Here is a 20226-nt window from a genome sequence, read left to right on the forward strand (position 1 = left end):
TCCCCATGCCTGACATCACCCTGCCCATCCGCACTGAACGGCTCATCCTGCGCCGCTTCGAAGGCGGCGATCTTGATGCGTTCCACGCCTACCATTCACTGGCTGAGACCGCCAGGTTCCTGCCTGGGCCGGCCAAAACCTACACGCAGTCAATGGAGCGGGTGGGCCGGTACGCGAACTTTGTTTTCGCGAAGGAGGGTGACTGGGTGGCGCTCGCCGTCGAGGCAGCGGACGACGGCGGGCTGCAGGGTGAAGTGGTCCTCAAATGGCTGCCGGGATACGGCCAGGGCGAAGTGGGCTGGAGCCTGGCGCCCGGGGCCAGGGGCAAGGGCTACGCCACGGAAGCGGCGGCGGCCATGCTCCGCCTCGGCTTCGAGGAGCTGGGCATGCACCGGATCGAGGCGCGCCTTGACGAACTGAACACAGCATCTGCCGCGCTTTGCTGCCGCCTCGGCATGCGGCAGGAAGCGCGGCACGTGGACAAATGGCACTACAAAGGCCAGTGGGCCACCGAGCTGATCTATGCAGTCCTGGCTGACGAGTGGCGCGTGGACCAGGCGCTTAAGCGGCAGGCCCGGCAGGGCGGCTGACTGCGGCTACGCACGCCCCTTGAGGATCAGGTTCCAGTACACCTGCGGAAAGATGTCCCGGTCCACCACCCAGGACAGCTTGCTCTCGTTCCATGTGGGGATGCGCGGAACGGTGGGCATGGGACGGTACCGGTCATCAAACTCAGCAAACACCACCGTATTGCGGGACACCGTGAACGGGCAGACGGAGTAGCCGTTGTACTTGGCCGGCAACGGTTTCCCCTTCCGGGCGGCCACCAGGTTCTTGGCCAGGACCATCGTCTGTTTACGGAGGGCTCCGCCGGCTTTCGAATTGGTGGTAGCCGCGGCGTCGCCCAGGGACCAGACATTGGGGATCCGGATGTGCCGAAGCGTCTGCCGGTCCACCTCAACGAAGCCGCCGTCGTCCCCGGCTGCCGGCAGGTTTGACGCCTTGAGCCAGTCAGGCGCGGACTGGGGCGGGACGGCGTTGAGGACGTCGTAGTGCAGGTTCTCCTCAGCGCCGGACTCGGTGTTCCGGATGGTCGCCTTCTGACTGGCGGCATCCACGGCTACGAGTTCGCTGTTGGTCCACAACTCAATGCCGTACTCCGCAATCTTGCGGTCCAGCTCCCGGTCAACCTCCGGCACCCCGAAAACAGTGGGATAGGGCTGGACCATCACAACTCGGATCTTGTCCAGGACGCCCTGTTCCTTCCAGTAGTCGCAGGCAAGGTACATGGGTTTCTGGCTCGCGCCGGCGCACGTGGCCGGACCTGCCGGCATGGTGAACACTGCCGTGCCCGATGTCAGTCCGCTGAGGAGGGTCCAGGTCTTGGATGCCAGCTCAAACTCGTAGTGCGAAGTGCCGTGCGGTGAATGCACTGCCTCGGCCAGGCCGGGCACCGCGGCCCAGTCGAACTGTATTCCCGGGCAGACCACCAGCTGGCCGTAGGAAACAGCTGATCCTGACGCCAGGCTTACGGTGTTGGCGTCGGTGTCCACGGCCACTGCGCTGTCCCGGATCCACCTGACGCCTTTGGGAATCACTGACTCCTGGGTCCGGACCGCTTCCTTCGCGGACGCCCTGCCCCCGGCAATGTGGGAGAACAGCGGCTGGTAGAGGTGGTGGTCCTTCGGCTCAACCACCGCCACGTCCTTCACGCCGTAGCGCTCCAGCCGGGCCGCCAGCGCGATTCCGGCGTTCCCACCGCCGATGATGACCACTTCGTGCTGTGCTGCCACCGGGTTACTTCTTTTCCGTCAGGGCGGAGGCTTTATGTGCTGCCCGTGCGCCGGTCTTCGCGGATTCCACGATGTACTGCGGTTCGTCCTCGCTGGCCCGGTGCGTGTGTCCGTCCAGCTCGAAGTCGCTGGTTTTCTTCTCCACAATCTTGCCGTGCGTCTTGCCCTGCGAGGTGTTCCACTCCACGGACGTTCCCTTGCTTAACGACATTCTGTTCTCCTAGCTGGGGTTTTCGGTGGGTCGGGGCTCAGCGGCGGGCGCCGTGCCCCCAGTATCCGCCGTTGGCACCGGCGGCTCAATGGGCGCGTACGACGCCGGCGGGTCAACGGGGGCGGGCTGCGTCGCCGGGGCGGTGGCGGCCCCGGTTCCTGCCGGAGCAGGTGCCGGCGCGGTTGCGGGTGTTTCGCCAGTAGCAGGGGTTTCGGTGGGCGCGGTGCCCGCTGCCGGCGCAGTTGGGGGCGCAGCGGTGTCCGTAGCAACCGGCGCCAGCGTCTCGTTAGACTGGGCGGCGCTTGGATCAGCCTTGATGATGGCCCGGATCTGCTCCTTGTAGGCGGCAAGCCGGGCCTGGATTTCCGAGAGCGGAACGTTGTGGATGTTCCGGCCGTACTCGGCGATTTCGGCCCACAGCGCCATGAGCTGCTCCATGCCGGCATCGCTCAGGGGACCGTCCAAAGTGAGGACGAGCTGGCTGGCCAGGGCGTAGGTGAGGCATTCAACGCAGTTGTAGTTGGCGGCCGCGGACAGGTTTTCCGGTACCACCACGTCCGCCTGGCCTACGACAAGGACCACCTGGAAGCCCACCGCCACGGCGGCGCAGCCGGTGCAGCTGGCAAAGGCGTAGGCCTCGTTCCGGGTATCGACGGGTCCGCCGTCCTCGGCCCACACCAGCGCGAAAGCCACGCTGTAGGTGACTGATCCGTCGGTGGTGTTCACGGCAAGCGCCTGGTTGCCGTCCTCCTTCGAGGCGGCCGGCCGGTCAAACGGGAACACCCAGGACGGGGCGGCGGAACCGGGAGAAGAAGACGGGGACCTGGTAGGGCCGGACCCCGGAGAAGCCTCCACCGGAACCAGCACCATGCTCAGCTGCGGGTTCTCCCGGGTGGGCAGGGGCGCAGCATCAGGCCACAGCGCCAGTGTCATTCCGCTGCCGCCCTCCCGCAGGACGGTGCTTGCTGCCGGGAGGACGGACGCTGTTGCGTCAGCCAGCGTGCCGCGTTCGTATGGCTGCACCGGACGGTACGTCCCGCCGTCGGGCAACCAGGCCCAGGCCAGCCCGGCCAGCAGTACCGTCACCGCGCCCATGGCGGCGGTGCGCTGCAGGACCTTGCCGCGGGTCTTCTGCCAGAGCCCGGTGACCAGCTGCCTCAGCAGCCGCAGCAGGATGTAGAGCATGCCCAGCACAGGAAGGGCGACGGCCACGATAGCCAGGACACGTACGGCGGCGCCGGCAGGGTCCCCGGCGGAGAGGCTTTCGGCCAGCAGTTCCTGCTGCCTGGCGGCACTGCTCCATGCAGTGGCCAACAGCCGCGGCAGGGCGAGCACCATCATGGCCAGGCTGAACAGCAGCAGCGGCACGGTGACCAGCACCCACGCCGTGACCACTGCCCGGGCCCATGGCTTGAGGACTTTGTTCTCCGGCCTTTTCCAACGCCAGGGGAGCAGGCCCAGCAATACGGGTTTGATGCGTTGGAAGAGGTCGGGCACCCCCGTGGCGTCGGCCAGGATGTGGTAACCGTCGAACCGGACCAGGGGGAGCAGTTGCCGGACCATCTGCAGGATCTGGGTTACCACCACCAGCAGCAGCGCATCAAAGCCGGTGGCCCACCACAGGCCCATGATGGCCACCGCAATTATCGCGTTGAAGTACAGGCCGCCGAGGTCTGTCCGCAGCCTGCCGCCGCGGCCCAGCCGGTACGAGTCGGTGACGTCCGTGAAAAAGGCCGGCCAGACCAGGTACAGCCCGGCGCCCATGGCCCCGGGCGTGGCTCCGCCCCTGCGCGCGGCGGCGGCGTGCCCGAACTCGTGGAAGCCCGCGGAGACGATGGTGATGGCAAAGATCAGCAGAAGCAGAACAGGGTTTTCGAACGCTTCATGGGTGGCCGATCCGAGCCCCTTCACCATGAGCACCCACCAGCACGCTGCCAGGAATGCCGCGGTCACCGCTGCCACGATCAACGGATTGAACAGGGTTGCGAAGGGCGCGGTGATCCTGCGGGTGCGCTCCGGATCCGTCACCGTGTAGCGGAAGCGCATCCCCAGCAGCGGGTCAGCTTTCCGGACCTCCGGCTGGGACCCGTCCGCGAGGCGGAGCAGGCCCAACGGCAGGAGCTGGGAGTCCATCAGCGTGCGGACGTTGTCCGCGCTGACCAGCCTTCCGGAAGCGGCGCTGGCGTGCTGGGCGATTTCCTCGAGGCCGCGCTGGCCGTCCACCGCCTCGAGCACCAGAAACAGCAGTGGTGTGAGCTGGAGGGTCTGGCCGTCCGCGCGGCGGACCAGCGAGGGCGCCTCCCGGTAGCCCGATCCCTCGGCCCTGCCGATCAGCTGGACGCCGTCGGCCAGGGCGGGAACCAGCAGCGGGTGCCCGGCAACGGGGGCAGCGGACGGTGGCGGGCTGCCCTGGGAGCGCAGCCCGCCGGTAGTGCGGCTCATCTGTGCTTACTGCTCGAGGTCGGACTGCTGGTCAGCGGAGGCGTTGGCCTCGCCCTCGATGTGCTGGGAGATAATGGCGTCCTGTTCGGCCACGGCATAGGCCTGGCTGTCGATGGAACCGATGTTCGCGGCGACGGCCGCGTCGATCGGGGCGGCGACGTTCGCGTTGGCGGCTACTGCGCCGTTGATCGGGGCGGCGATGTCCGCATCGGCGGCGAGGTCCACGTTGACGTTGAGCAGGTCACCGTCGAGCGCGGCTGCTTGATCCACCGGCAGGGCGCCGACGTCGGGCAGTTCTCCGCCCAGGCCGTCTTCAGGCACAATGCCATCGGTGGACGTACCGTCGGGAAGGAGGGTGCCGGCGTCGGGAGTGGTGCCAGTGCCAGCAGCTTCGGTGCCGCCCGCCTCGGTGGTGGCACCGCCGTCGTCTACGGTGTCGTTGCCCTGGTCGATGATGCTGTCCTGGGTGGATTGGGCGTTCGCGTCCGCCGCAATGCCCTGTTCGATCATGACCCCCTGATCGGCGAGTGCCTGTGCGTCCGATCCGTAGGAAAGGATGTTTGCAGAGGCCGCGGCGTCAATCGGCGCGGCCACGTTGGCGTTCGCCGCCACGGCAAGGTCGATCGGTGCGGCGGCGTCGATGCCAAGGTCCAGATCCGCATTCAGGTCAAGGACAGAAGCAACTTCCTTGTCCGGCAGCGCTGTTGCCTGCTCCGACAGCAGTTCGTCGTCGGTCAGGGGACGCATTTCCTTTTCCATGCTCACGCAAACCTCCACATCCGGCACCGGTTGGCCTGCCCCCAGCGGGCAGCCAGCGCCAGACAATAGTAAGCATGGTTAGCTTTTTTCGGTACCGGAGCAGATCCTTTTGCGGGGGTATTACCGCAGGCCAGCGCCGGGAAGCAATTCAGTGGCTCCGAGTGAATCGGCGATGAACGCGTAGTCCCAGGCCCTTTCGCGCCACTGCACGTAGCGGCCGGACGCGCCGCCGTGCCCGCCGTCCATCTCGATTTTCATCACCACCGGTTCAGAGCCCGTGGTCCGGTTCCGCAGCTCCTGCACCCACTTTGCCGGCTCCACATACAGCACGCGGGTGTCGTTGAAGGACGTCACGGCGGCGATCTTCGGGTAGGCCGCCGCGCGGACGTTCTCGTAGGGGGAGTACGACTTCATGTAGGCGTAAACCTCCGGGTCCGTGATGGGGTTGCCCCATTCCTCCCACTCAAGGGCGGACAGCGGCAGCTCCGGGTCCAGGATGGTGGTGAGGGCGTCCACGAACGGCACCTGGGCCACAATCGCGGCGTACTTCTCCGGGGCCATGTTGGCCACGGCCCCCATCAGCAGTCCGCCGGCCGAGCCACCCATGGCCGCGATCCGCGCCGGGTCCACCCAGCCCGAGTGCGCCAGCCAGTCCGTGGCAGCGACGAAATCGGTAAAGGTGTTTTTCTTGGCGAGCTTCTTTCCGTCCTCATACCAGTGCCGGCCCAGCTCGCCGCCGCCGCGGATGTGGGCGATCACAAACACCACGCCGCGGTCCAGCAGGGAGAGCCGGGCGATGCCGAAGCCGGGATCCATGCTCAATTCATAGGAGCCGTATCCGTACACCAGGCCGGCCGCCGTCGAATCCTGCTTGACCGCCTTGTGGCGCAGCACGGAGAGCGGGATCCGGGTGCCGTCCGCCGCCGTTGCCCATTCGCGGGTGGCCACGTAGTCCTTGCCGTCGTAGCCGCCCAGGACCGGGCTTTCCTTCCTTAGCAGCAGCTCACCCGCGGGCTGCCGGGGAGTGGGCAGCACAAAATCATAAACGCGCGAGGGCGTGAAGTAGGACGTGTAGCCGAGGCGGATTACCGGCGCCTCGTAGTCCGAGCCCCCGACTCCAGCGGTGTACAGCTCCTCATCAAAGGCGGGCTCAACGGCCGCTTCCTGGGCAGCCGTGCCCAGGCCTTCAAGCCCGATCACCTGCACGCGCTCGATGGTGTCTTTGCGGATGGATACGACCAGGTGTGTGGAAGTAACGCCTGCGCCGTTGACGCGGACGTCCCCGGAGTGTTCGACGACGGTGTCCCACCGCTGATCGGCGAGCGGCTTGTGAAGCTCTGCCCAGTCCGTCAGGGAGACCATGGAGTTGATGGCACCGCGGTTGTGGGTGAGCAGGATGCGTTCAGTCTTTAAGCCGTCCGGGCCCGGCAGCAGGAAGGGTTCGGCCTCGTACAGCACGCGCTCATCGCGGGAAATCACGGTGGTGAGTTCCTGGCTGGGATCATCGAAACGGAGCAGGCGCGTTTCGCTGTACTCGGAGCAGCCGATGCCCAGCACGAGGTAGCGCCGGTCCGCGGAGAGTTCGAAGCCCAGCCACATGGCGACGTCGTCCTCCTGGTAAACCACCACGTCCTCGCTGGCGGGCGTTCCCAGCGTGTGGGCCTTGACCTGGTACGGGCGCCAGGAATCGTCAACCACTGTGTAGAAGATGCGGGTGCCGTCGGGGGAGAAGGAGACGCCGTAGAACACGTTCTCGATGACGTCAGGCAGGAGTTCGCCGGTCCGGAGGTCCTTAATGTTCAGGGTGAAGCGTTCGTCGCCGGCATTGTCCACGGCATAGGCGTAGAGGTTGCCGTCGACGGTGACAGCTGTGCCGCCGACGGAAAAGAACGGCTTTCCTTCCGCTTCGACGTTGCCGTCCAGCAGGATTTTCTCGCCTGGAATCTCTACGCCGGGTTCCACCGCCGGGGGCGTCCAGTCATCCACCGGGTTGCCGCTGTTGCCGGCACGGACCCGGCACTGGATGCCGTATTCCTTGCCTTCCACCGAGCGGCTGAAGTACCACCAGCCGTCCTTCCGGTGCGGGACGGACAGGTCCGTCTCTTGCGTGCGGCCCTTGATTTCCTGGAAGATCGCTTCACGGAGCGGCTCCTGGTGCGCGGTGACCGCTTCCTGGTAGCTGTTCTCGGCCTTCAGGTGCTCCACTACCTCGGCAGAATCCTTATTCCGCAGCCACTCGTAGTTGTCCACGAACATGTCCCCATGGTGACGCCGCTGGAACGGAATCTTCCTGGCAACCGGGGGATTCGGGGCGGTGGCGGCGGTGCGGGCGGAATCCTGCAGCGGAGTCTGGGTCATGAGTTCAAATATATCCACCCGCCCTGACAATTAACCGGCCGTTCGCTACCGGACGAGAACCCTGGCGATATCATGCCTGGTTGGGTCGCTGAACCGAGCCAACCGGGACCATGGCCTGCCGGCGCACCCGGGAGGGGGCTGCCCTAGTGGGGCTCCGGAGGCAGGCGTATTCTGTTTCCGCTAAGGCAACATCCGCCCAGCGTGAGAGGGGAAGTTTATGACCATCCCGCCAGTGCACGAGCCCGAGCCGTTTCCGCCGGAGCCGGGCCCAAGCCCTGATCCTGCCCACCCCGGCCATCCTGGTCCGCCGCCGCCCAACCCATTCCCGGTGCCGGAGCCTCCCGGGCCGCTGCCGGTGCCGGATCCCGGGCCTGCACCGCTCCGCCCGGACCCCACCCGAAGCTGAACGGCAACCCGTCACGTGAAGGGGTCTTCACACGCTGCGAAGGCCCCTTTTTCGTGGCCGGGCGCCCGGTCAGGAGCAGGAAAAATTTTTCCCGGAACCACTTGCAGATCTTTTTGGCCAGTGCTAAAAAATCTATATCAGCCAATACAGATCGGCTGGTACAAAAACTATGTTGGACCGTCTCTCACGAGGAGGGAAGCCATGTTGATGCGAACCGATCCGTTCCGCGAGCTGGACAGGCTGGCCCAGCAGGTCCTCGGCACGGCAGCGCGTCCGGCAGCGATGCCCATGGACGCCTGGCGCGAAGGCCAGGACTTCGTAGTCGCCTTTGATCTGCCCGGTGTTGCAGCGGACTCAGTGGACCTTGATGTCGAACGGAATGTCCTGACGGTGCGGGCAGAACGCCCTGAACCTGTAGGCAAGGATACCGAGATGATCGCCTCCGAGCGGCCGCGCGGCGTGTTCAGCCGCCAGCTGATCCTTGGTGACACCCTGGACACCGACAACGTGAAGGCGTCCTACGACGCCGGCGTCCTTACCCTGCGGATTCCTGTCGCTGAGAAGGCCAAGCCGCGTAAAATTGAGATTGAGACGAAGGGGGCAAAGCAGGAAATTTCCGCCTAGTCCCCAGCAGGATCGGGATGTCGGGCAAAGACTGTTGACTGCCTTTTGGGCGGATAGCCATTCTGAGCACGCCACAGCGCTGGACGCGCACGGGCAGGGTAGGCCTGCACTTCCCGATACGGTGGCCCCCGGTTTCGGCCGGGGGTCGTCCCATGTCCGGGCTGGAACCGCCGTGGATGGCTTTAGGTGTTCAGCTCCAGCATCAGGGCGGGCAATTCGTCGGCCAGTTCGCGGGCCAGGAATCCCAGTGGGCCCAACCTGCTGGCGAGCCGGTCTGCTGCCGCGGCGTGAAGGTGGGTCCCCCAGCATGCCGCCTGCGCGCTGGTGGTTCCCCGGGCGCGCAGGCCCGTGATCGCCCCGGCCAGCACGTCCCCGCTCCCGGACGTTCCCAGGCCTCCGTACCCGGTAGTCATCTTCCAAAGTTCCGATTCCTCCGGTGCGTCCCCGCCGGAGGGTCGGCCGATGAAGCCCTGGCAGCTCACCACGGCCTGGAACTTGTCGGCGATCTCAGCAATATCTGCCGGCAGGTCCTCCACGTCGCGCTCCAGCAGGACAGCGGCTTCCTTCGGGTTCGGCGTGAGGATCAGCCGCCCCTTCCACGGATCCAGCCGGTCCGCCACCTTCACCAGGCCGCCGAGGGCGTAGGCATCAAGCACGACGGCGGGACCTCCGCCTGTGGTCCCCTCACCAGAGCCTGAATCACCGGAGCCGCCCGATTCCCGGTCCAGCAGTGCCCGCAGCAGCTCCTCGGCGAGGTCCGGATCGTCAAGCCCGGGGCCCACCAGGATCGCATCGGCGCGGTCGAGATAAGAAGAAATCCGGTCCAGGCCCTCACCTGTCAGCGACCCCTCGGCGGTTTCCGGAAGCCCCATCGCCCCGCACTCCGGGAGGGCCACGCCCAACTGCATTGCTACCGACTCGGCCACGGCGAGCGTGAGCTTTCCGGCGCCTGCCCGCAACGCAGCGGTACCTGCCAGGAGTGCCGCTCCGGGCGTGGCCCGGGCACCGCCGATCACCAGCACGGAGCCCCGCGAATACTTGTCCGCGCCCGGCGCCGGCAGCGGCCAGTCTCGCAGCAGGGACGGCGTCACCAGCGTGGGCGACGCGGTGCCGGTTCCGGCGGTGGCTACGGAATCACTTTGGGTGGACACTGGCGTCTCCTGCGTGTTCGGTCACTGTTACGCCCTGCTCGGTAAGGTGGTCCGCCACGTTGAAGCTTTCCAAGGTCCATGGCCCTTCGCCGGACGGCCGCACATAGCGGGTCAGGGAAGCGTTGAGGACGGATGTGCCGGCCGCAAGGTCCAGGATTTCCCGCTCGGTCATGCCCTCCAGCACGTAGCGGAACAGCAGGATCACGGCGTCGTGGCAGACAAGCATTACCCGGTGGCCTGTGCCAAGGTTGTTCAGCTCATCCAGGACGGACCGCAGCCGCAGTGCCACGTCCGCCCAGGATTCACCGCCCGGGGGCCGGTAGTACATCTTCCCCAGCCACTCGCGGCGCTCCGCTTCTTCCGGGAAGCGGTTTTCAACACCGCGGCGCGTCAGCCGGTCCAGTATGCCGAGTTCGCGGTCGCGCAGGCGTTCATCCGTCCGCACCTTCACCGGCCAGCCCGCTGCCTCAACAGCGATCTCGGCCGTCTGGCGTGCACGGGCGTAGGGGGAGGAAACCACGGCGTCGGGCCGGAGGTCCTCTGCGATGCGGGCCAGCGCGGCACCCAGGGCCTTGGCCTGTTCCTGCCCGGTGCCGGACAGGTTCACGTCCGCGTCCCGGGCGGGGACCTCAATGACCTCCGCTCCGGCCAGCCGCGCATCCGTGGCCGCCACGTTGCCTTCACTCTCACCGTGGCGGATCAGGATCAACTCCACCGCCCCGGCTTCCTGGACAGCCTCTGTCAGTCCGTCTTCTTTCACAAAGCCTCACCCCGTCCGTGTGCCGTGCCGAATGCAGGAACATTACCAGCGGCGTACCCAGAGGGCGGGGCAAGTAAACGACCAACAGGGAACGGATGACGGCGGAGCCCGCCGGCGCGCAGCAAGTGGCGCGCCCCGGGAAGCCCCGCCCACCGCCCCGGCTACCGCTCCGGCGTCAGCACCTTCGAAAACACTGTGGCGCCGTTCGCGTTGCGGAGGCTTGCGGTAAAGCTGCTGTCCTCGCCCAACTGCACGTGCCCGAAGAACTGGTTTTCGCCGTCGCGCGGTGACTCGCCGGGAAAGCGCCCGGCTTTGGCGAAGACCACCTCCGGGCCGAAGGTGCCGTCCATGGGATTGGGGCCGAAGGACCCTGCGGCAATGGGCCCGGCCACGAATTCCCAGAAAGGATCGAAGTCCGTGAAGGCGGCGCGCTCGGGGGAGTAGTGGTGGGCGGCGCAGTAATGCACATCCGCCGTCAGCCACACCACATTTTTAACCCGGTTGTGCTTGAACGCACTCAGTACCCCTGCGATCTCCAGCTCGCGGCCCAGCGGCGCGCCGGCGTCGCGGTTCGCCAGGCTCTCCTGGTTCACGGTGCCGTCGGGGACGATGATGCCCAGCGGCAGGTCTGCGGCAATCACCTTCCAGGTCGCCTTGGACCTGGTGACCTCACGGACGAGCCAGTCCACCTGCTCCTGACCCAGGATGTTGGTGGCGTAGGGTTCCTTGCCGTCGGTGTTCGGGGACTTGAAAGTGCGCATGTCCAGGCAGAAGATGTCCAGTTGCGGGCCCCGGCTGATCTTCCGGTAGATGCGCGCGGGCTGGTACTGGCCGGCATCCTCGAACGTACCTGGGCGCCAGAGCGCGGACGAGTCGGCGATCGGCATGTTCTCCTGCCACGCCTGCCGGCCGCGGGCCGCAAGGGTGTTGACATCGCGGACGGTGTAGCGCGGGTCATCCAGGATTTCACCCGGGTACCAGTTGTTGGTGGTCTCGTGATCGTCCCAGTTGGCGATCACCGGCACCTCCGCGAACATGGCACGCATGTTGGCGTCCATCGAGTTGTACCGGTGCCGGCCGCGGAACTCCGTGAGGGTTTCGGCCACCTTGGACACCTCCTCGGTCACCAGGTTCCGCCACACCTGCCCGTCCTTCTCCACCACGGTTTCGGTCAGCGGGCCGTCAGCGTAGACGGTGTCCCCTGAGTGGATGAAGAAGTCCGGCCGGGTCTGGTGCATGGCCCGGTAGCCGCGCATCCCGCCGATCTCCTCGTTGATGCCCCACCCCTGCCCGGCGGTGTCGCCGGTCCAGGCAAAGCTCTGGGCGGACGACGCCGGCACCTCACCTCCGGCGCTCGTCTCGCCGGTGCGCCCCTTGCCGTTGACCGTCCCGGCGTCCGGAGCCGTGCGGAAGGTGCCGCGGACCGTCTCACCCGCAGCACCGCCGTCGTCCTCGAAACTGATCTCCAACGCAAAGCGGGTGTTGGACGGCAGGTTGCCCGCGTGGATCTTGGCAGTGAAGTCGGACGCCTGGGTGGCGCGCGGCCCGCGCAGGGTGCGTTCAAAGGAGCCACGGCCGTGCAGGACCTGGCCGCTGTCGTCAATCGCCCGCAGCAGCGCCGTCATCCGCCCGGCGCCCGAAGCGCGGGACCAGAGCACGGCGGAGTCGGAGGTGACGTCGCCCGTGGCGATGCCGCTGGGAAGGGTGAGCCGGTTGCGGACCAAAGCAACGCCGGCGGGCGCGCGGAAGGGGGCAGCCTGGGCAGTTGCAGGGGTGGCGGCCAGTGCGGCAGCGAGGACGGAACCTTTGACGATGGTACGGCGGGAAATGTCAGTCATGGTGCCAGCCTCCCGGCCCCCGGCGCACAGACTGTTTCCCTTCGATGAACGGGCGGTGAGCCAGGGCTGAACAGCTGGAGGGGGCACGTCCGGCCGCTCCTCCGGCTCCGGACCTATGGCACTGCGAACTCCCCGATCCGGCCCTCCCGCAGGGCTGCCCCCACAGCGTAGATGGCGCCGTAGTCCGGAAGGAGCACGGACTGCCCGGCGATGAAGCCGTTGCCGGCCGTAGGCAGCGTCATCGTACCGATGGCGTTCACGTCCAGGTTCCGGAGGCTGTATGCGAGGATGGCGGCCTGCACAGGGTCAAAGCCCTTGTTCACCGTCAGGCAGCAGGATGCGAAATCCACCAGGCTCCGGACGGCCGTCACGTCGTTCAGGGCGCCGCCGGTAGTGAGGCGTGCGAGGACGGCGCGGAGCAGGATCTGCTGGTTGCGCACGCGCTGGAAGTCGCCGTCCACGAACGCGTACCGCTCCCGGACAAACTCCAGCGCCGCCTGGCCGTCCAGGTGGTTCACACCCGGCCCGAAGACGTGCCCGGTATCGTGCGTGGACTGGAACGGGACGGGAACGTTGACGTCGATGCCGCCCAGCCCGTCCACCATCAGCTTGAAGCCGCCGAAGTCCAGCATCAGGGTGTGGTCGATGGTGATCCCCAACAGCTGCTGCACCGTCCGGGTGGCCATGTCGATCCCGCCGTACTGGAGGCCGGCGTTGATCTTCCCTCCGCCGAAGCCGGGGATATCCACCCACATGTCCCTGTTCATGGACACGATGTACAGGGTCCGGCGGTCGGCCGGGACGTGGACCAGCATCAGGACATCGGCACGTTGGTCCATGGGCTGGCCGGTTGCCTCGGTATGGGCTGCCGCGTCCTTCGCGATGCCCCGCATGTCGCTGCCGATCACCAGGACGTTCATGGCAACGGCAGGGTGTTCCGGAATAGGCGGCGGAGGAGGCGGGGCCGGCGGCGGGGTTTCGGAAGGTGTTGCAGTTGGGGTGGGTGAGGGGGTTTCGCTTTGCGTTGCAGCCGGTTGTGCCTCAGCGCCCGTGCGGTTGAGGCTGACGACGGCGACGACGGCAACCGCCACGAGCGCCAGCGCCAGCAGTGCAGCAATCCACCGGCGCCGCCCGAGCGAAGCCAGGACAGGGCCGCGTGGCCGGGGGCTGGAGGGGCTGGTGCCGGGTTCAGAACCGCCAGGCGAACTCATTGTGCCTCACCTCAGTGTGGGGATGGTGGGATCAGTGTCCGCCCCACGAGGCCTCCCTGGCTACAGACGTGTCCAAACTGTCATCTCAGGGAAAGGCGCCGGGTTGCCCGAACGCTACAAGGTCCCGGCACGCGTCCCGGGAACGGGAGCGTTGAGGCGTGCATGGCGCAGGATGGACACGATGGCCGGTGCGAGTTCGTCTTCCATCTGCCGGTACACCTCCGGCGCGCGGCGGTAGGGGTCGATGATGTCGTTCTCTGACGGGTCCGGAGGCAGCGACAGGTGCCGCACGGCGGCTGCGCTCGCCGGCAAGCCCCGCCAGAAGGCATGGTTGACGGCCAGCGGGTCGCCGTCGTCGGACAATCCTGATTGAGGTTCCTTGCCCCCGGAGGTGGCGGCTCGCCCGTCCAGGACGTCAAGCATCCGGGCGAACTCGCGGATGGTGAAGGTCCGTTTAAGGAGGGACGCGTCCAGCTGCAGGACCTCGCCGCGGTGCCCGGAGGTCATCGTCAGTACCAGGTCCACGCCGCGCAGGATCCTGGGCGTCAGTTGGCGGGCAGCGAAGTTGTCAGGGTCGCCGCCGAAGGTGCGCACGATGTCAGCGGAGATGGGCTGCATGGGGTCGCCCACCATGGCCCGGGTCCCGGCGCTGGCAACCTCGAAACCGCCCGGCAGCACCTGGTTGAGCCCTGCCTGCAGCAGCCGTTCGGCCACGGGGGACCGGCAGATGTTGCCCGTGCAGACGGTCAGGATTCTTACTGGTGCGGGTGAGTCCAAGGGAGATTTCTCTTTCCAGCCGGTGCGTCCGTGCTTTTCAACTTACACGCAACCGCCCGGCGCCGGACGCACCTCCCCGCACGCTTTCTCACCTAACGCAGGTTTTCCCGGGATCCTCTTCCACACAACGCAGGTTTTCCCGGGATCGTCTCTCACTTTCCTGCAATAGGCACGATGATATGAGTGTGGAAAGCGCTATCGAACGGGACTGCGTCATCGCCGGCGGCGGCCCGGCCGGGATGGTCCTCGGCTACCTGCTCGCCCGCAACGGCCTGCGTGTAACCGTCCTGGAGAAACACGGGGACTTCCTGCGCGACTTCCGCGGGGACACGGTCCATCCCTCCACCGTGACACTGCTCGGCGAAATCGGGCTGCGCGAAAAGTTCCTGGAACTGCCGCTGACGCGTTTGTCCACCCTGGACGCGGTTGTCGACGGCCAGCGCATCACCATCGTCGACTTCAGCACCCTGCCACGTCCGGACAACTTCCTCGTCTTCGCCCCGCAATGGGACTTCCTGAACTTCCTTGCCCGGGAGGCGGCGGCCTTCCCCAACTTCGAACTGCGCATGTCCACTGAAGCAACCGGCCTCATCATTGAGAACGGCCAGGTTTGCGGTGTCCAAGCGGGAACGGCCGACGGCGGACTGGACATCCGTGCGACGCTTACCGTCGCTGCGGACGGCCGTGCTTCGGTTCTGCGCGCCGCTGCCGGGCTCGCTCCCGATGGATACGGCGTGCCCATCGACGTGCTGTGCTTCAACCTGCCAAAACCGCCCAAGCCACCGCCAGCCACCCTTGGATACGTATCCGCCCAGGGAATGGTCCTCACTATCGATCGTGGCGACAGGTACCAGTCCGGGATGGTCATCCCAAAGGGCGGCTTCGACGAACTTCGCGCCGGAGGAATCGACGCCCTTCAGGCACGGATAACCGCTGCTGCTCCTGTTCTTCAGCCGGTGGTGGGCACCCTCTTGGGCTGGGACCAGGTCAAACTCCTGTCGGTCCAGATCAACCGGCTCCGGCGCTGGTATCGGCCGGGATTCATCGCCATCGGCGACGCCGCCCATGCGATGTCCCCGATGTTCGGAGTCGGCGTCAACTTCGCCATCCAGGATGCCGTCGCACTATTCAACGCCGTCGCGGAGGACCTAGCAAACGGGGCGGCTCCTGAAGAAAAGCTTGCGGGCGTGCAGCGAAGGCGGGAAATACCCGTAAAGATCATGCAAAGGCTGCAGCGGAATGGCCACAAGGCGCTGGCAAGGGCAACTGCCGGCCGCCGCATCGCACCCCGCTGGCTGGTGGTCCTGATCCGGACCGCTTCGCCGCTGCTGCGTCCGGTCACAGCCCGCTTCGTCGGAATAGGAATCCGCCCCGAACACGTCAACAGCCGCAGTACCTGAAACCCCAGGCCGCCAGCTGCACGCAAAGGCCGCGCTCAATCATCTTCGGGCGGCGGGGGAGGCACCGGCCTATCCGCCGCGCCGCTTCTTGGCCATAATGAAGAAAACAGGCAACGACGCCTGCGCCCGCTGGGTGGGGCTGAAAATTTAACCGGAGGTGGCTCTGTGGCTGAGCTGAGCGGCCCCTACACGTACTCGAGCGCGTTGGGAGGCAACGAGTGCGCGGCGGGCACCTTCCACGTAGACGTGGAGGGCTGGAAAATTCAATGGTCGGACGGCATGTACCAACTGCACGGGTATGAGCGCGGCGAAGTGGTCCCCACGGTGGAGCTGCTGTTCTCGCACAAGCACCCTGATGACAGGCCCAAGTGTGAAGACATCGTGGCACAGGTTATTAAGACCGGAGGCTACTTTTGCATGTATCACCGGATTATCGACTCCCGCGGAAGGACCCGGCGCGTCCTCACATCCGGGGAAGCCATGATGGGTGAGGCGGGGAAAGTCACCACCATGGAAGGGGTCATGATCGACCTCACCTCCACGCTCCAGCGTGAAACCGAGGAAAAAACCCGCGAAGCCGTAGCGGGGGCAACCTCCACCCGCAGCGTCATCGACCAGGCCAGGGGGATTCTGATGGGCCAGCTGAAGTTGGGGTCTGACGATGCCTTCCAGGTGCTGGTGAGCACCAGCAGCCACCGCAACGTCAAACTGGTGGTGGTGGCAGCCGAACTGGTCCAGCTGGCAAACTCGGCGGCTACAGGCGGGTATCTCGACGCCGCAGTGAAGGCCATCGCCCATGACAGCAGGTGGCCGGGAAGCGCCGCGCGCCGGGCCGGGTGAAAGTGTCATATTGCAACACCTGGAGTGGGAACCAAGCCCCGCTCTGTAGAATGGACCGAAGGTGCGCCGGGAAGTCTGGTCGGCAATAGAATTGTCGAGCCCGGATATAAGGACACTTTATGAGTCAAATGCCCCCGCCCAACCCCCGCTCCACTATTTTTGGGCGCGGCAGTTACGCCGAATCCCTACGGATCGGGGAGATTCTTCGCAAAGAGACCGTGGGCGGAGCCCTGCTGGTTGCGGCAGCAATCATTGCTTTGGTTTGGGCCAACTCGCCCGCCGCCGACAGCTACTTCGCCCTGCGGGATTACAAAGTAGGCTACGAACCGTGGCACCTTGACCTCAGCCTCGGCGCCTGGGCGGCAGACGGGCTGCTAGCCATCTTTTTCTTCCTGGTGGGACTGGAACTCAAGCGGGAGTTCGTTGCGGGGGACCTGCGGCAAATCAACAAGTCGATCGTTCCGGTGGCTGCCGCAGTAGGCGGTGTAGCGGTCCCCGCGCTGATCTACATCGCATTCAACGTTGCCAGCCCCGAAACCATCCGCGGCTGGGCCATCCCCACGGCCACTGACATCGCGTTCGCGGTAGCTGTCCTGGCCATCATCGGATCGCATCTGCCCAGCGCGCTGCGGATTTTCCTCCTGACCCTGGCCGTCGTGGATGACCTGATCGCCATCAGCATCATCGCTTTCTTTTACACCAGCGACCTGCACGTCATGCCGCTGCTCCTGGCCCTCATACCGCTGGCGCTCTATGCCTTCCTGGCGCACAGGTTCCGCTATTTCTTCGGCATGAAGGCGCCCGCGGCCTGGGTCATCCTGCTGCCGCTCGGGGTGATCACCTGGGCACTTGTCCACGCCTCCGGCATCCATGCCACGGTGGCCGGAGTACTGCTCGGCTTCGCCGTACCGGTGATCCGCTCACAGGCAGGCGGCGGGCCCGAAGCAGGACCGGGGCTGGCAGAAATTTTTGAACACCGTTTCCGGCCCATCTCCGCAGGCATCGCCGTGCCGATCTTCGCGTTCTTCTCGGCCGGTGTGGCCGTGGGCGGCTGGGAAGGGCTGGGCTCGGCGCTGGCTGATCCCGTGGCCGTCGGCATCATCGCGGGCTTGGTTTTCGGAAAGCCGATCGGGATTATGGGCACCACCTGGCTGCTGACCAAAACCAGCCGGGCGGAGCTGGACAAGTCCTTCAAATGGATTGACGTCTTTGGCGTGTCCCTCCTGGCCGGCATCGGGTTCACTGTGTCCCTGCTGGTGGCCGAACTCAGCTTCGGCCAGGGCAGCCTGCACGACGACCACGCCAAAGTAGGGATCCTCACCGCCTCACTGTTGGCGGCGCTGCTGGCCACGGCCGTGCTGCGGACCAGGAACCGCCAGTACCGCGAAGCTGAGGAAGCCGAAAAGGTGGACGCGGACCAGGACGGCATCCCCGACGTGTACCAGGACCGGGCGTAGGGAGCCCAACCATCGGCCGGCGTCGGGCTGTCACCGCAGCCGGCCGGGAGCACTTAATTGCAACAGGCCCCGGGAAATCCCGGGGCCTGTTGCATGACGTTCCGTCGTCTGGCTGCCCACTTTGAATGGGCGCTTAGGCGGTTTTAGCGCCGGACTGCATTCCGGCGGCCTGCGACCGCCTCGGCGGTGCCGATGAGGAGCACCGCGGCGATGACAGCCACGATAAAGCCCAGGAAGTTCAGTTCAAAAATGTCCCCCGTGCCCAGCAGGGACGCCACAACTCCGCCAATAACCGACCCAACGAGGCCCAGCAGGAGAGTGGCAAGCAGGCCAAGGTTCTGCTTGCCCGGCTTAATGAGGCGGGCCAACGCGCCGATGATCAGGCCGGCAACAATGAATCCAATCACGGTGTGCTCCTTCATGGTGGTCACCGGGCTCGGCCCGGACTGCCGCAGGGTGCCGCAATGGCTCTATTGTAAGCATGCTTACTGTTGTCCCGGGAATCAAAGTCTTAGGCCGTAGCCACCGGCGCGACCGGTGCCTCGACGTGCCGGATCTCCAGTGCCTCCGGATCCAGCAGCTTCCTCGTGCCGGTCCTGGCGTCCAGGATCCAGAACAGTTCCAGGGCGGGTACGACGTCGGTCACCCGCCCCCGGTGAAAGAGCTTGCCGTTGTGCCACGCCTCGATCTGGTCGCCGATGCGAAGCTGGTCCGTCAGTACTTTGTGTGCCTTCATGAGAGCCTCCTGCTGTTGTATCCCCGTACGCACAGCTTGCCGTGCCCAGATTGCTGGGATGTTTCAACAGCGTGATTTTCCTGCGTCAAAAAGATGAGCCGTCGGGCTCAGGATCCCGCCTCCCGCCGGGCTGCCGCCACCGCCTCCTCTATGCCGCCGGTCCAGGGTTGGCCGTGCCCGGGAAGAACCAGGGAGGCACCGGTCCGGGCGAGCTGTGTGAGGGTGTCCAGGTTCTGCCGGCTGTCCATGGTGGCAGCCCCGGCCACGATGCGGGGCCCTGTCCGGCCCGAATAGGGATCAAGGGTCACCAGGGCATCCCCGCTGAACAGCACGTCCCGGTCCCGCAGATATAGCCCGCAGTGCCCGGCGGTGTGGCCAGGGGAGAACACCACCTCAGGGGACCCCGGCACGGGCAGCGTACCGTTCCCGGCGGGAAACAGGGTGAGTTCGTCCACACCCTTCACCCGCAGGGCACCGGCCTTGGTCATGCTGGCCAGGACGGGCAGGCCGCGGGGATGGGAGAGCGAGAAGACGAAGCGGGACTTTTCGTGCTGGTACCGGTAGGGGTGGCGGGCGATGAAGGAGTCGCCGCCGTGAACCCAGACCGGGACCTCGAACTCGGTGTGCAGCCGTTGTGCGAGGCCCAGGTGGTCGAAGTGGGCGTGGGTGAGCACCACGGCCTTAATGTCGCCCACCCCGTGCCCCAGTTCCCGGACCAATTCTTCCAGCGTCTTCCACATCGCAGGCAGCCCGGAGTCCACCAGGGTCAGTCCGTCAGGGCTCTCCACCAGGTAGAAGTTGACGAAGGCTTCTGAGACACAGTGCACGCCGTCCGCCACCGTGGTGAATGAAGCCTTCCCCGAGGTGGCCTGTGTCATTTCCGGCCTGCCCGCAAGATCGCACGCACAGCAGCGACGCCACCCAGGCCGGCGAGCACCCAAGGCCCGCCAACCAGGATCGGATCGATCCATTGGTGGTTCACGTCCGCCCGTTTTTTGCCGAAGCGGGAGCTGAGGCCGTGGCGGGAGAACTCGCTGAGCACTCCTGTCTCGGTCACCGGGTTGTCCGGGCGCGGCGTGGCCAACGAGCGCAGGTGGTGCTCCCACGCGTCCACCCGGTCCGCGGCAATGAGCAGCAGCCAGTGCGCCGCCCGGCCCTCACTGAACCGGGCATAGGCGTATTTACGAATGGCCCCGGACGCGCCGGCAGGCGGGGTGGAGGTGCCAAAAACAGGCGTGACAAAGGCATGCTCGATGGATCTCTCCCGCGGCCACTCCTCCTGCTGGCGTTCGGGAAAGTCCCAGTGCGCTCCGGTTTCAATCCCGGGCTGTTCCCGGGGGAACGAAGGCCGGTCGGCGGGATCGAGGTCTGCTCCCCACCCTGGAATGCGCGCCCGCAGGTCCTGCGCGGATTCCTTCAGGCCGGGCTTTCCGGCGGTGTAAGGCGTTGGTATTTCAGCCATG

Annotated in this window: 19 protein-coding genes; 5 read left to right on the forward strand and 14 right to left on the reverse strand. The window is 66.1% G+C overall.

Translation table 11 applies throughout. The annotated features are described in order from the left end of the window. The first annotated feature begins 5 nt into the window (after positions 1 to 5). Entirely contained in the window at positions 6 to 590 is a 585-nt protein-coding gene (locus tag AC5RVN_RS15330) for a GNAT family N-acetyltransferase (protein ID WP_494138487.1), read from the forward strand. Between the two features lie 6 nt (positions 591 to 596). Here AC5RVN_RS15330 and AC5RVN_RS15335 read toward each other — a convergent pair whose 3' ends face one another. The 5 genes from AC5RVN_RS15335 to AC5RVN_RS15355 form a co-directional block, all read right to left on the reverse strand. Next, positions 597 to 1793 (reverse strand): NAD(P)/FAD-dependent oxidoreductase, encoded by a 1197-nt coding sequence (locus AC5RVN_RS15335; RefSeq protein WP_494138488.1) that lies wholly within the window; start codon positions 1791 to 1793, stop codon positions 597 to 599. 4 nt (positions 1794 to 1797) lie between these two features. Beyond that, complete coding sequence (locus AC5RVN_RS15340) at positions 1798 to 2004, reverse strand: hypervirulence associated TUDOR domain-containing protein (RefSeq protein ID WP_494041549.1); 207 nt, start codon at positions 2002 to 2004, stop codon at positions 1798 to 1800. Between the two features lie 9 nt (positions 2005 to 2013). After that, a complete protein-coding gene (locus AC5RVN_RS15345; protein WP_494138489.1) occupies positions 2014 to 4446 on the reverse strand; it encodes a hypothetical protein in 2433 nt (810 codons plus the stop codon). A gap of 6 nt (positions 4447 to 4452) precedes the next feature. Next, complete coding sequence (locus tag AC5RVN_RS15350) at positions 4453 to 5205, reverse strand: peptidoglycan-binding protein (RefSeq protein WP_494138573.1); 753 nt, start codon at positions 5203 to 5205, stop codon at positions 4453 to 4455. Between the two features lie 120 nt (positions 5206 to 5325). Continuing rightward, positions 5326 to 7563 carry a S9 family peptidase gene (locus tag AC5RVN_RS15355; RefSeq protein ID WP_494138490.1) on the reverse strand — a complete coding sequence of 746 codons (2238 nt, stop codon included), beginning with the start codon at positions 7561 to 7563 and terminating at the stop codon, positions 5326 to 5328. Between the two features lie 607 nt (positions 7564 to 8170). Between AC5RVN_RS15355 and AC5RVN_RS15360 the strand changes: the two genes are divergently transcribed. Next, positions 8171 to 8593 carry an Hsp20/alpha crystallin family protein gene (locus AC5RVN_RS15360; RefSeq protein ID WP_494041552.1) on the forward strand — a complete coding sequence of 141 codons (423 nt, stop codon included), beginning with the start codon at positions 8171 to 8173 and terminating at the stop codon, positions 8591 to 8593. Positions 8594 to 8775: 182 nt separating this feature from the next. On the opposite strand, the gene AC5RVN_RS15365 is transcribed toward AC5RVN_RS15360, so the two are convergent. The 5 genes from AC5RVN_RS15365 to AC5RVN_RS15385 all read right to left on the reverse strand — a co-directional run bounded on the left by AC5RVN_RS15365 (position 8776) and on the right by AC5RVN_RS15385 (position 14330). Next, entirely contained in the window at positions 8776 to 9744 is a 969-nt protein-coding gene (locus AC5RVN_RS15365; RefSeq protein ID WP_494138491.1) for an NAD(P)H-hydrate dehydratase, read from the reverse strand. Then, on the reverse strand, positions 9728 to 10504 hold the full coding sequence (locus AC5RVN_RS15370) for a histidine phosphatase family protein (protein WP_494138492.1): 777 nt from the start codon (positions 10502 to 10504) through the stop codon (positions 9728 to 9730). Before AC5RVN_RS15370 ends, AC5RVN_RS15365 begins: the two co-directional genes overlap by 17 nt. A gap of 161 nt (positions 10505 to 10665) precedes the next feature. Continuing rightward, on the reverse strand, positions 10666 to 12342 hold the full coding sequence (locus AC5RVN_RS15375; RefSeq protein ID WP_494138493.1) for an alkaline phosphatase D family protein: 1677 nt from the start codon (positions 12340 to 12342) through the stop codon (positions 10666 to 10668). 113 nt (positions 12343 to 12455) lie between these two features. After that, a complete protein-coding gene (locus AC5RVN_RS15380; protein WP_494138494.1) occupies positions 12456 to 13553 on the reverse strand; it encodes an LCP family protein in 1098 nt (365 codons plus the stop codon). 114 nt (positions 13554 to 13667) lie between these two features. Beyond that, positions 13668 to 14330: an arsenate reductase/protein-tyrosine-phosphatase family protein gene (locus tag AC5RVN_RS15385; RefSeq protein WP_494138495.1), complete on the reverse strand. Its 663-nt coding sequence runs from the start codon at positions 14328 to 14330 to the stop codon at positions 13668 to 13670. A gap of 179 nt (positions 14331 to 14509) precedes the next feature. Here AC5RVN_RS15385 and AC5RVN_RS15390 point away from each other — a divergent pair, with 179 nt between their 5' ends. From AC5RVN_RS15390 to nhaA, 3 genes are all read left to right on the forward strand, one after another. After that, on the forward strand, positions 14510 to 15730 hold the full coding sequence (locus AC5RVN_RS15390; protein WP_494138496.1) for an FAD-dependent oxidoreductase: 1221 nt from the start codon (positions 14510 to 14512) through the stop codon (positions 15728 to 15730). Positions 15731 to 15895: 165 nt separating this feature from the next. Next, on the forward strand, positions 15896 to 16570 hold the full coding sequence (locus AC5RVN_RS15395) for a PAS and ANTAR domain-containing protein (RefSeq protein WP_494138497.1): 675 nt from the start codon (positions 15896 to 15898) through the stop codon (positions 16568 to 16570). 119 nt (positions 16571 to 16689) lie between these two features. Beyond that, complete coding sequence (nhaA, locus tag AC5RVN_RS15400; RefSeq protein ID WP_494138498.1) at positions 16690 to 18027, forward strand: Na+/H+ antiporter NhaA; 1338 nt, start codon at positions 16690 to 16692, stop codon at positions 18025 to 18027. A gap of 143 nt (positions 18028 to 18170) precedes the next feature. Here nhaA and AC5RVN_RS15405 read toward each other — a convergent pair whose 3' ends face one another. From AC5RVN_RS15405 to AC5RVN_RS15420, 4 genes are all read right to left on the reverse strand, one after another. Beyond that, the gene (locus tag AC5RVN_RS15405; protein ID WP_494138499.1) at positions 18171 to 18434 is read right to left on the reverse strand and encodes a GlsB/YeaQ/YmgE family stress response membrane protein; all 264 of its coding nucleotides are present in this window, start codon (positions 18432 to 18434) and stop codon (positions 18171 to 18173) included. Positions 18435 to 18538: 104 nt separating this feature from the next. After that, positions 18539 to 18763: a hypothetical protein gene (locus tag AC5RVN_RS15410; protein ID WP_494138500.1), complete on the reverse strand. Its 225-nt coding sequence runs from the start codon at positions 18761 to 18763 to the stop codon at positions 18539 to 18541. 107 nt (positions 18764 to 18870) lie between these two features. Next, the gene (locus tag AC5RVN_RS15415) at positions 18871 to 19641 is read right to left on the reverse strand and encodes an MBL fold metallo-hydrolase (RefSeq protein WP_494138501.1); all 771 of its coding nucleotides are present in this window, start codon (positions 19639 to 19641) and stop codon (positions 18871 to 18873) included. After that, positions 19638 to 20225 carry a hypothetical protein gene (locus AC5RVN_RS15420; protein ID WP_494138502.1) on the reverse strand — a complete coding sequence of 196 codons (588 nt, stop codon included), beginning with the start codon at positions 20223 to 20225 and terminating at the stop codon, positions 19638 to 19640. The genes AC5RVN_RS15415 and AC5RVN_RS15420 overlap by 4 nt, the downstream gene beginning before the upstream one ends. Position 20226 lies beyond the last annotated feature (1 nt).

It is taken from the genome of Arthrobacter sp. sptzw32 (assembly GCF_059089735.1).

Coding starts and splice junctions, on each gene's coding strand:
- AC5RVN_RS15330 (WP_494138487.1), top strand. CDS start 6: ATGCCTGACATCACCCTGCCCATCCGCACTGAACGGCTCATCCTGCGC.
- AC5RVN_RS15340 (WP_494041549.1), bottom strand. CDS start 2,004: ATGTCGTTAAGCAAGGGAACGTCCGTGGAGTGGAACACCTCGCAGGGC.
- AC5RVN_RS15345 (WP_494138489.1), bottom strand. CDS start 4,446: ATGAGCCGCACTACCGGCGGGCTGCGCTCCCAGGGCAGCCCGCCACCG.
- AC5RVN_RS15350 (WP_494138573.1), bottom strand. CDS start 5,205: ATGGAAAAGGAAATGCGTCCCCTGACCGACGACGAACTGCTGTCGGAG.
- AC5RVN_RS15355 (WP_494138490.1), bottom strand. CDS start 7,563: ATGACCCAGACTCCGCTGCAGGATTCCGCCCGCACCGCCGCCACCGCC.
- AC5RVN_RS15360 (WP_494041552.1), top strand. CDS start 8,171: ATGTTGATGCGAACCGATCCGTTCCGCGAGCTGGACAGGCTGGCCCAG.
- AC5RVN_RS15375 (WP_494138493.1), bottom strand. CDS start 12,342: ATGACTGACATTTCCCGCCGTACCATCGTCAAAGGTTCCGTCCTCGCT.
- AC5RVN_RS15380 (WP_494138494.1), bottom strand. CDS start 13,553: ATGAGTTCGCCTGGCGGTTCTGAACCCGGCACCAGCCCCTCCAGCCCC.
- AC5RVN_RS15390 (WP_494138496.1), top strand. CDS start 14,510: ATGAGTGTGGAAAGCGCTATCGAACGGGACTGCGTCATCGCCGGCGGC.
- nhaA (WP_494138498.1), top strand. CDS start 16,690: ATGAGTCAAATGCCCCCGCCCAACCCCCGCTCCACTATTTTTGGGCGC.
- AC5RVN_RS15410 (WP_494138500.1), bottom strand. CDS start 18,763: ATGAAGGCACACAAAGTACTGACGGACCAGCTTCGCATCGGCGACCAG.
- AC5RVN_RS15415 (WP_494138501.1), bottom strand. CDS start 19,641: ATGACACAGGCCACCTCGGGGAAGGCTTCATTCACCACGGTGGCGGAC.
- AC5RVN_RS15420 (WP_494138502.1), bottom strand. CDS start 20,225: ATGGCTGAAATACCAACGCCTTACACCGCCGGAAAGCCCGGCCTGAAG.